8 protein-coding genes, 1 pseudogene and 1 riboswitch are annotated in these 8,284 nt (G+C 72.2%); of the genes and pseudogenes, 1 reads left to right on the top strand and 8 read right to left on the bottom strand.

Annotated elements, in window-relative coordinates; genetic code table 11:
- From HW445_RS11650 to HW445_RS11640, 3 genes are all read right to left on the bottom strand, one after another.
- The coding region (locus HW445_RS11650) for an MBL fold metallo-hydrolase (RefSeq protein ID WP_218956862.1) at window positions 1-1,047 on the bottom strand (1,047 nt) is incomplete at its 3' end.
- A 235-nt stretch (window positions 1,048-1,282) separates the two neighbouring features.
- On the bottom strand, window positions 1,283-2,074 hold the full coding sequence (locus tag HW445_RS11645; protein WP_308798907.1) for an SGNH/GDSL hydrolase family protein: 792 nt from the start codon (window positions 2,072-2,074) through the stop codon (window positions 1,283-1,285).
- A 242-nt stretch (window positions 2,075-2,316) separates the two neighbouring features.
- Window positions 2,317-3,150 carry a M23 family metallopeptidase gene (locus HW445_RS11640; protein WP_180220953.1) on the bottom strand — a complete coding sequence of 278 codons (834 nt, stop codon included), beginning with the start codon at window positions 3,148-3,150 and terminating at the stop codon, window positions 2,317-2,319.
- 4 nt (window positions 3,151-3,154) lie between these two features.
- Window positions 3,155-3,319: riboswitch (cyclic di-AMP (ydaO/yuaA leader) on the bottom strand.
- 445 nt (window positions 3,320-3,764) lie between these two features.
- Between HW445_RS11640 and HW445_RS11635 the strand changes: the two genes are divergently transcribed.
- The gene (locus tag HW445_RS11635) at window positions 3,765-4,562 is read left to right on the top strand and encodes a tyrosine-protein phosphatase (RefSeq protein ID WP_180220952.1); all 798 of its coding nucleotides are present in this window, start codon (window positions 3,765-3,767) and stop codon (window positions 4,560-4,562) included.
- 106 nt (window positions 4,563-4,668) lie between these two features.
- Here the strand turns inward: HW445_RS11635 and HW445_RS11630 are convergent, their stop codons facing one another.
- From HW445_RS11630 to HW445_RS11610, 5 genes and pseudogenes are all read right to left on the bottom strand, one after another.
- Window positions 4,669-4,809 (bottom strand): DUF6126 family protein, encoded by a 141-nt coding sequence (locus HW445_RS11630; protein ID WP_180220951.1) that lies wholly within the window; start codon window positions 4,807-4,809, stop codon window positions 4,669-4,671.
- On the bottom strand, window positions 4,806-5,450 hold the full coding sequence (locus HW445_RS11625) for a helix-turn-helix domain-containing protein (protein WP_180220950.1): 645 nt from the start codon (window positions 5,448-5,450) through the stop codon (window positions 4,806-4,808). The genes HW445_RS11630 and HW445_RS11625 overlap by 4 nt, the downstream gene beginning before the upstream one ends.
- Window positions 5,451-5,614: 164 nt before the next feature.
- Complete coding sequence (locus HW445_RS11620) at window positions 5,615-6,994, bottom strand: aspartate aminotransferase family protein (RefSeq protein WP_180220949.1); 1,380 nt, start codon at window positions 6,992-6,994, stop codon at window positions 5,615-5,617.
- Entirely contained in the window at window positions 6,991-8,055 is a 1,065-nt protein-coding gene (gene hpnH, locus HW445_RS11615) for an adenosyl-hopene transferase HpnH (RefSeq protein ID WP_180220948.1), read from the bottom strand. The genes HW445_RS11620 and hpnH overlap by 4 nt, the downstream gene beginning before the upstream one ends.
- A gap of 6 nt (window positions 8,056-8,061) precedes the next feature.
- A pseudogene (locus HW445_RS11610) lies at window positions 8,062-8,284 on the bottom strand (1-hydroxy-2-methyl-2-butenyl 4-diphosphate reductase); the annotation flags it as partial.

Here is an 8,284-nt window from a genome sequence, read left to right as displayed (position 1 = left end):
CAGGTCTCCGCCCGGCGCGAAGGGCTCGCCGGGGCGCGGGAAGGCCACCGGCTGCCCCGCCTCCTCGGCGACGTCGTGGAGCCATTCGGCCGGCTCCGCCCACGGGTGCAGGGCCAGGTTGAACGTGCCCCAGTGGATGGGCAGCAGCGCCCCGCCCGGCGTGCCGCCCTGGAGGTCGAGGTGGGCGCGCAGGCCCTCCGCGGGGGTCATGTGGATGTCCGGCCAGTGCTCCGAGTAGGCGCCGAGCTGGATCATCGTGACGTCGAAGGGGCCGAACGCGGCGCCGATGTCCCGGAAGCCGTCGAAGTAGCCGGTGTCACCGCTGTGGTAGACGCGGTGGCGTTCGCCGACGACGCTCCAGGAGGCCCACAGGGTGTGCTGGGTGTTGCGCAGCCCGCGGCCGCAGAAGTGGCGGGCGGGCGTCGCGGTGAGGGTGAGGGAGCCGACCCGGGTCGACTCGTGCCAGTCGAGTTCGCGCAGGCGTGCGCCGGAGACGCCCCAGCGTTCCAGGTGGGCGCCGACGCCGAGTGGGACGGCGAAGAGGGTGTCGGTCCCGGCCAGCGCCTTGATGGTGGGCATGTCCAGGTGGTCGTAGTGGTCGTGGGAGATCACGACGACGTCCACCGGTCCCAGTGCGGCGAGCGGCGCGGGAACGGGGTGGAGCCGGCGGGGGCCGGCGAAGGTGACCGGGGAGCAGCGCTGACCCCAGACGGGGTCGAACAGCACCCGCCGGCCGTCGATCTCGGTCAGCACGGTGGAGTGGCCGAGCCAGGTGACCCGCAGTCCGTCGGCCGGCGGGGTCGCCAGGTCGGCGAGGGTGCTGGGGTGCAGGGGTATGGGCCGCGCGGGGGCGCGCAGCGCGCGGGCCTCGCGGTCGAGGAGTCCCTTGGCCAGTTCACGCCGCGAGGACGGGTCGGGGGTCGTGCGGGTGGGTCCGGCCGGGTTGCGGAAGACGCCGTCGGCGAAGTGGGGCGAGGCCTGGATGCGGGCCAGCCGCTTTCCCCGGGCCTCGGCGCCGAACGCCTCGGGGCGCAGGCCCCGCAGCAGCGACGCGCCCGCCGCGGTGACGGATCGGGAAAGGGAACCGCTGTCGCTCACAGGTGGCCTCCAGCCGCTGTGCCTGATCGGGTGTGCTCGAAGGTGCGCGTGTCCATGCTCCTACGGACGCGGACGTCGTGCGCCGCGTTGCCTCGATCCGTGCGCCCCGGGCACGCCGATCCGGCCACCGCGCGATCCACGGTGTCCCGCCGGTCCGCGGACCGGCGGGACACCGTGGTGCGGCTCAGACGGCCCTGGCGAGCCAGGACTTGAGGTCGTCGAGCGCGAGGGTGCCCTTGGCGACGACGGTGTCCCCGGAGGACCGGCCGCGCAGGCGCCGCCCGATCCACGGCACCAGGTGCCCGCGTGCCCAGTGCACGTCGTCGAGGCGGACCTCCAGGACGCCGCGCTGGGGCAGCGGCGGCCAGGGCTGCTCGGGGTCGGCGGGGACCTCGAGGCCGAGGACCTGGCCGGCGCGGAGCGCCACCCGGGTGTGCCCCTCGGCGGAGAGGTGCAGCCGGTCGTCGTCCCAGGCGCGGCGGTCCTGGACGCTGCGGAGGGACCACAGGTCCAGCACCCGGCAGTCGTAGCGGTCGGCGATGGCCCGCACGTGCCCGTTGTACGTGGCGATCTTGCCCCGGAGGTGCTTGAGCACCGGAACGCCGCGGGTGTCGAACCCGGTCGCGACGAGGACGCTGCCGGCCGCGGACGCGAGTTCGGCGACGGCCTTCTCGAAGCGGTCCGCCACGTCGTCGGGGTCGGTGCCCGGGCGGAGGATGTCGTTGCCTCCGGCGCAGATGGACACCAGGTCGGGGGCGAGGCCGCGGACCTGGGGCACCTGGTCGGCCACGATCTGGTCGAGCAGCTTTCCGCGCACGGCGAGGTTGGTGTAGCGGAAGTCGCCCTCCGGCCTGCGGTCGGCGAGGAGCACCGCGAGGCGGTCGGCCCAGCCGACGAACGTCCCGTCGGGGCCCTGGTCGCCGACGCCCTCGGTGAAGCTGTCCCCGACGGCCACGTACGACCCGACCGACCCGATCACTGTTCTGCTGTCATTCTTCGAATCGTCTGCCACATCGAGGCATCTTTCACCTTCGGATGTGAGCTACGCGACCGTAGGGAGGGGTTGACGGTGGGTGAGAAACGCCACTCGTCTTCCGTCGCCCGGGCAGGCGGCCGGACGGCACCCGGAAGGTGGCCGGACGGGGAGCGCCGAGGGCCGCACTTCCGGAAGGGAAGTGCGGCCCTCGGTTCGCGCGCAACCGCGAGGTCCCGCGGGGGTCAGCCGACGCTGACCCCGTGCGAGCGGAGGTAGCCGACCGGGTCCACGTCGGAACCGTAGTCGGGCGAGGTGCGGACCTCGAAGTGCAGGTGCGGGCCGGTCACGTTGCCGGTGGCGCCGGACAGACCGATCTGCTGGCCGACGGTGACGGTCTGGCCGGCGGAGACGGACAGCTGCGACAGGTGGGCGTACTGGGAGTACATGCCGTCCTCGTGCTGGATGACGACCTGGTTGCCGTAGGCGCCGCCGTTGCCGGCGGAGACCACGGTGCCCGCGGCGATGGACTTCAGCGGGGTGCCGGTGGGCAGGGCGAAGTCGACACCGGTGTGGTAGCCGCTGGACCACATGCTGCCGGCGGTGCGGTAGGCGGTGCCGAGGGCGGCGTCCGCGGGGGCGGTGTAGCCGCCGGCGGCGGCCGCGTCGGCGACCGTGGTCTTCGGGGCCTCGGTCTTGGGCGCGGCGGCCTTCGCCTGGGCGGGCTTGGCGGCGGCCTTCTTGCCGAGGTCGAGCTTGGTGCCGGGCTTGATCAGGCGCGGGTTGTCACCTACGACGTCGCGGTTGATCTTGTACAGCTTCTTCCAGCCGCCGGCGACCTTCTTCTTGTCGGCGATCTTCGCCAGGGAGTCGCCCTTCTTGACCTTGTAGGTCTCGGAGGCGGCCTTCTTGGCGGCGACCGGCAGGCTCTGCGCGCCCTGCTGGGGGGCGGCGTGGGCACCTGCGGCGCCGAACAGGGGCAGGCCGAGCGCCACGGCGCCCGTTCCGGCGACGGCGATGGAGCGGGTGAGGCGCTGGACGCCGGTGGGGCGGCGGTGCTTCTGATGCTTCGCGGGCATGACGTGGTCCTCTCCGTCGCCTGCGAGGTGAGCTGTCGGGTGCGGGCTGGAGATGCCCGGCCGCGCTGGGCGCGGCTTAACCCCTAGCCCGTTCCGGAGACCGGAACAGGCGTGTACCTGTGGGTCCCCCGCTCCTGCCGTACTCGGGTTACTCGGGTGAGTGTGAGAGATCCGGGCGGCGGCAGGATTCGGCGTCCGTCCGGATCGGATCGTGAACGTATGCGACCGGGGCGCAACGGGACAAGCGCGGGAAATCAACGAAGGTGCATTGTTTGTGATCACTTAAGTGCAAAACGGTCACAGAGAGTCGCCAGGACCCCCTCAAGTCGACCTCGCCGCACGCCAGTTGCCCGCCCCGCGCCGACGACGCTCGGTCACGGGTATGAGGCTGCTCACCCGGCCGCTCCCCACGACCCCTCACCGCAGGGCGAGTTGTGTTTTACGGTGACAAATCATCGTTGTGTTGAATTGTCCGTATTGCCGCATTTCTCCGTCGCGGGGCCGTGAAGGTTTCCGTCGGGGCGGCACCCTCTCTGTCCTGGGCGGTCATGTCGTATCGTCGGAGCGCACCTGCCGGTTGCCGCACCGGCGGGGCCTAGTGGGAGGAGCCCCCCGTGACGCAGCAGGTCCCGTCGACCGAGCCCCAGCTCGCCGGAGTGCGCAACTTTCGCGACGTGGGCGGGATGCCCACCCGGGACGGCCGCAAGGTGAAGCCCGGCGTGCTGTTCCGCAGCGGGCACCTGGCGAGCGCGACCGCCGAGGACGCCGCCTTCCTCGCCTCCCTGAACCTGCACACCGTCTTCGACTTCCGCAACGACGCCGACCGGAGCCTCGAGGGCCCCGACGTCTCGCTGCCCGGGGTCAGAGAGGTGCGGCTGCCGCTCTCCGACCCGGCCGACGGGGCGGAGTTCTGGAAGCGTGTCCGCCGCGGGGGTATCGACGAGCTCAGGCCCCTGCTGGGCGAGGGCCGCGCCGAGCAGCGCATGATCGCCTCCTACCGGACGACCGTCCTCACCCGCACCGGCGAGCACACGACGGTGCTGCGCGCCATGGCCGAGGAGAGCGTGCCGGCGCTGATGCACTGCTCGGCGGGCAAGGACCGGGCGGGGCTCTCGATCGCGGTCGTGCTGCTCGCACTGGGCGTGGAGCGGGACGCCATCACTGAGGACTACCTGAAGTCGGGGGCCAAGCACCGCCGCTACAAGCTGCACCGGGGCGGCGAGTCCTCCGACCCGTACACGCCGGAGATCACGGAGCTGCTGAGCCCGCTGTTCGACGCGCGGCCCGAGTACCTGGGGGCCGCCTTCGAGACCATCGAGGAGAACTGGGGCGGGGTCGACGCCTACCTGACGCAGGGCCTCGGGGTGACGCCGGAGCTGCGCGAGAGGCTGCGCGAGCGGCTCCTCGACTGAGCGGCTCCTCGACCGAGCGGCCCCTCGACCGAGCGGCTCCTCGACCGACGGAGGCCCGGTGCGGGGCCCGACCGGCTCCGCACCGGGCCCCGGGCCCGCATCCGGCTCAGTTGGCGCGGGCACCCGCCTCGAAGAGCAGCCAGATGAAACCGGCGAAGAGGTGGCCCGCCACGATGTACACGAAGAGACGGATCCAGAGGGCGCGGGGGAGCTTGTCCTCGACGTTCTTCTTGTCGGGGGTCGTCATGACGTGGGCACTCCTGACGGGGTCGGGTGGCCGGCGTTCGCCTCGGGGCCGAGGCAGAGGGCGGCCGTGGGGCTCTGCAGCAGGGTGTGGACGAACAGGAGCTCGGCTCCGTCCGGCCCGTCGGGAGCCAGGCGGTGCGGGGTGAGCGAGTCGAAGTGGGCGCCGTCCCCGGGGCCGAGCACGTGGCTCGTGTCGCCCAGGTGCAGGCGGAGGCGGCCGGTGAGGACGTGCAGCCACTCCTCGCCCGGGTGGACGCGGACCACCTGGTCCTGCGGGCCGCCGCTGCGGGGGATGCGGACCCGGAGGGCCTGCATGGCCCGGCCCGGCGCCCCCGCGTGCCAGTAGCTCCAGCCCCCGGCCCGGGTCTCCAGGGTGTCGGCGGCCCGCACCACGGCCTCGCGGTCGGGGGCGGTCTCGCCGAGCAGCTCGGAGACGGTGGTGCCAAAGACGCGGGCCAGTCCGAGGAGGACGGGCAGGGAGGGCTGGCGGTGGCCCGTCTCCAGGCGGGACAGGTGGGCCGGGGAGAGGTCCGCGGCCCGGGCGGCGGCCTCCAGCGTGAGGCCTGTGCGGTGGCGCAGCGCGCGGAGCGTGGGGGCTACGCTGGGAAGGTCTCCCGGTGGGCCGGGATCTGCGGCGGACATACCGCCATTCAGCCAGGTTTTTGCCCCAGCGGCAACTTCCTTGCCTCAGAGGCAAGAGGGGGCGGGTGCGGCCTCCGACGCCGCGGGTGAGGAGGCCCCGGCAGCGTCCGGGGGCGCCCCCGGACTCCCGTCCGGAGGCGGCCCGGCCGGCGGTTCCGTGCCGCCTAGCGGTTGGCGGCCGCCTGCTTCATCAGCCGGCGTCCGAAGTCCCACACGAGACCTCCCTGGTGGGCGTCGTCCATCACCGCCGTGAAGGCCGCGACGAAGCGGTCCACCTCCCGTTCACCGATGATCAGCGGCGGAATCAGCTTGATCACCTCGAGGTGGTCGCCGGAGACCTGGGTGAGGATCCGGTGCCGGTGCAGCAGCGGCGCCACCACCATCTGGGCGAAGAGCCCCTTCCGTGCCGCCTGCAGCATCGCCCACCTCCCGCGCAGTTTCAGCGAGCGGGGGCGGCCGAACTCGATGCCGATCATCAGGCCCCGCCCCCGCACGTCGGCGAGCATCTCGTACCTGTCGGTGAGCGCCGCCAGCCGTGACCGCAGCAGCTCCCCCGTGGCCCTCGCGCCGGCGACGACCTGGTCGTCCTCGATCACCGAGAGGACCGCGAGTCCCGCGGCCATCGCCTGCGCGTTGGAGCCGAAGCTCGCGGAGTGGACCAGCACGCGGTCCATGGAGGAGTAGACCTTCTTGAAGATCCAGTCCCTGCCCAGCGTCGCCCCCACCGGCACGTAGCCGCCCGAGAGCGCCTTCGCCACGCACACCAGGTCGGGTTCCACGCCCTCCTCGTGCTGGTAGGCGTAGAAGTCGCCGGTGCGCCCCAGCCCGGTCTGCACCTCGTCGGCGATCAGCAGCGCCTTGTGCCGGCGGAGGAGCTCCTGCGCCGCGCGCAGGTAGCCGGGCGGCGCCTCGTGCACGCCCTTGCCCTGGACGGGTTCCACGATCAGCGCGGCCACGTCGCCCCGCGCCAGTTCGCGTTCCAGCGCGGTGAGGTCGCCCAGCGCGACGGCGGTGTCCGGCAGGAGCGGGCCGAAGCCGTCCCGGAAGCCCTTCTCCCCGTTGACGGACAGGGAGCCGGCGGTCAGTCCGTGGAAGGCGTGGTCGCAGTGGAGGACGCGGGGGCGCCCGGTGGCCCGGCGGGCGAACTTCAGCGCGGTCTCCACCGCCTCGGTGCCGCTGTTGCCGAAGAAGACGCGGTCCAGGTGCGGGCTGTGGGCCAGCAGCCGTTCGGCCAGCAGGCCGGGCAGCGGCGGGCAGTCGAAGCGGGTGAGGTCGGCGAGCTGGGCGTCGAGGACATCGTGGAGCGCCTTGCGGACCACCGGGTGGTGGCGGCCGAGCCCCATGACGCCGAAGCCGGCCAGCATGTCCAGGTAGTCGTTGCCCTCGGCGTCCCAGAAGTAGGCGCCCTCGGCCCGCTCGTAGACCTTGTCGAAGCCGAGGGTGCGCAGCATCCGCGGCAGCTGGTGGTTGAGGTGGCGCTCGTGGAGGGCGTACCGCTCGGCGGAGCGGTCCTCGAGCAGGGCGGCGAGGTCGAAGCGCGTCACGGCAGTTCCTTCACGGCCGTGGCCCGCCTCTCCGGCTGGTTGGCGCGGTTGGTGGCGACGGTGTCGCGCAGCGCCCGCAGGGACTCCTTGAGGGATCCCATGGTGGCGAGGACCGCGGTGGGCTCGTAACCGCAGTGCGCCATGCAGTTGGCGCAGCGCGGGTCCTTGCCGCGTCCGTACTTCTCCCAGTCGGTCTCCTCGACCAGTTCCCGGTAGGTGGGGACGTACCCGTCGCTCATCAGGTAGCAGGGCCGCTGCCAGCCGAAGAGCGAGTAGTTGGGGATGGCCCAGGCGGTGCAGTCGAAGTCGGCGCGGCCTTCCAGGAAGTCGAGGAAGAGCGGGGAGTGGTTGAGCCTCCAGCGGCGGCGGTTGCCGCCGGAGAAGGCCTTGCGGAAGAGTTCGCGGGTCTGCTCCACGCCGAGGAAGTGTTCCTGGTCGGGGGCCTTCTCGTAGGCGTAGGCGGGCGAGATCATCATCTCGTCCACCTCCAGCTCGTCGTTGAGGTAGTCGAGGACCTCCACGACGGTCTGCGGGGTGTCGGTGTTGAAGAAGGTGGAGTTGGTGGTGACCCGGAAGCCGCGCCGCTTGGCCTCCTTGACGGCCGCCACCGCCTCGTCGAAGACGCCCTCCTTGGCGACCGAGGCGTCGTGCCTCTCGCGCAGGCCGTCGATGTGGACGGCGAAGGCGAAGTAGCGGGAGGGCTCGAAGAGGTCGAGCTTCTTGCGGAGCAGCATGGCGTTGGTGCAGAGGAAGACGTACTTGCGCCTGGCGACGAGCTGGCGGACGATCTCGTCGATCTGGGGGTGCATCAGCGGCTCGCCGCCGGCGATGGACACCATGGGGGCGCCGGACTCGAGGACCGCGCCGACGGCCTGGGCGACCGGCATGCGCTGCTTGAGGATTCCGGCGGGGTGCTGGATCTTGCCGCACCCCTCGCACTTGAGGTTGCAGGCGAAGAGCGGCTCCAGTTCCACGATGAGCGGGAACCTGTCACGGCGGCGGAGCTTCTGTCGGGCCAGATATGTAGCGACCGTGACGGACTGGCGCAGCGGCATGGCCATCTGGGCTCACCTCCTGGGGGGCGGCAGGGAACGGTGCCATTCGAAGAAGGCCGGGAGTACCCGGCGCAGGACGTGGAACGCCGTCATTCCACCTTTGAATGTCCCGATCCGGACCAGTTCGTGCTCCGGGGCGTCCACGACCACCCGGACGGCGGCGACCGGACGGGTTCCGGCGCGGACGGCGGTGAGCAGGGTGGCGGCGGACTCCATGTCGGCGGCGACGGCGCCG

The sequence above is a fragment of the Streptomyces sp. UH6 genome, from assembly GCF_013421635.1.
GTDB lineage: Bacteria > Actinomycetota > Actinomycetes > Streptomycetales > Streptomycetaceae > Streptomyces > Streptomyces abyssomicinicus.
The sequence above is the reverse complement of the archived record's forward strand: the minus strand, read 5'-3'. Positions and strand labels throughout refer to the sequence as shown.